This is a genomic window from Rubrivivax gelatinosus (genome assembly GCF_016583785.1).
Taxonomy (GTDB): Bacteria; Pseudomonadota; Gammaproteobacteria; order Burkholderiales; family Burkholderiaceae_C; genus Rubrivivax; species Rubrivivax gelatinosus_B.
In genome coordinates, this window is record NZ_NRRU01000211.1 from 1 (window position 1) to 1,539 (window position 1,539).

A 1,539-nucleotide genomic window follows, 5' to 3' on the forward strand; every position below is an offset into this window, starting at 1 on the left:
ACCTCACCGGCACCGAGGCCGAAGCCGAGCTCGCGCCCGGCCGATACGTCTGGCGGCTGCGCAGCGTGCGCGCCGGCGGCGACGCCGGGCCCTGGGGCCAGGCGCTGCCGCTGGAGGTCGTCGAGCCGCCGCCGGCTGCACCCGGTGAAGCAAAAGCCGACATCGATTCCGACCGCATCGCGCTCGCGTGGCCGCCATCGCCGCGTCCGGGTGTGAGTTACGAGATCCAGGTCGCACGCGACGCGGCTTTCGGTGAGATCGTCGCCGAAGGCCGGGTCGAGCAGCCGAGCTGGAGCTTCGAGCCCGCGGGTGCCGGGCTGTACCACGTGCGCGTGCGCAGCATCGGCCCCGACGGCCGGCCAGGAGCCTACGGCAGCACCCAGCAGCTGGACGTGCCGAGCCGCCTGCGCTGGTGGTGGTTGTTGCCGGCGCTGCTGTGGCTGTTCTGAAGACCGACACGCGGCGCTGGACGATTCCGGCCATCGGACTGCTCGCGGCGCTCGTCGTCGGCCTGTCGCCGCTGCAAGGCCGCTGGTCGCAACCGCTGGAGGACTGGTTGCAGCGCGGCGTGGCGCCGCTGCAGGCGAGCGAGGGCGTGCTGATCGTCGACGCCGACGACCGCTCGATCGAGCAGTTGAAGGGCAACGGCAGCTGGCCCTATACGCGTGACACCCATGCGCTGCTGATCGACGGCCTGCGCCGCCACGGCGCCCGTGCGATCGTGCTGCAGCTGCTGCTGGCCGAGCGTCGCGACACCGTCGACGGGCAGCCGGCGGCGGGGCCGGTGAGCGCCGGCCGGACCGCCGACGGCCGCCTGCTCGACGACAGCAAGCTCGCCCGCACCGTCGCCGCGGACGGCGCGCCGGTGGTGCTGGCGGCGGCCGGCATCGAGCCGTTGCCGCCGCCCGCGACCAGCGACGCCGACGTGCCGGCGCAGCGCTGGCAGGCGATGCTGCTGCCCGCCGCCTCGGTGCAGCCGGCGGCCACCGGGGCGCTGCGCCTGGGCGTGGTGACGACGACGCTGGACGAGGACGGTGTGCTGCGCCGCATGCCGCTGTGGCACCGCGGCGACGGGCGCACGCTGCCCGGCATCGCGCTGGCGGCGCTGTTCGCCGCTGGCGGCAGCGTCGACAGCACCTGGCCGACCGACACCCAGGGCCGCGTGCGGCCGCTGCTGGCGCCACTGGGCTCGGTGGCCCGCATCTCCTACCACGACGCCTGGACGCTCGGCACCGGCGACGCCGCGCTCACGCCCGGCGGCCGCCAGCTGGCCGCGCTGATCCGCGGCCGCGTCGTCTTCGTCGGCAGCAGCGCGCTGCTGGCCGGGCGCTCGATGACGGTGGCAGGCCAGTCGGACTCGATGGAGATCGCGGCCCAGTCGTACACCGCCTTGCGCGACGACCGGCTGCTGCGCCCGGCGCCGGCCGCGCTGCAGGCGCTGCTCGTGCTGCTGGCGCTGACGCCGGCGCTGGCGGCGGCGCTGACGCGCACCGGCACGCGGTGGCTGCTCGCCGGCTCGGCGCTGTCGCTGGTGCTGCT

The 1,539-nt window shown here is 75.7% G+C and carries 1 protein-coding gene and 1 pseudogene; both read left to right on the forward strand.

Features of this window, described 5'->3' with window-relative positions; translation table 11 throughout:
- Positions 1-449: pseudogene (locus CKO43_RS25390) on the forward strand (hypothetical protein); the annotation flags it as partial.
- A partial coding sequence (locus CKO43_RS25395; RefSeq protein ID WP_200380410.1) for a CHASE2 domain-containing protein occupies positions 437-1,539 on the forward strand: 1,103 nt, incomplete at its 3' end. The pseudogene CKO43_RS25390 and the gene CKO43_RS25395, both read left to right, overlap by 13 nt.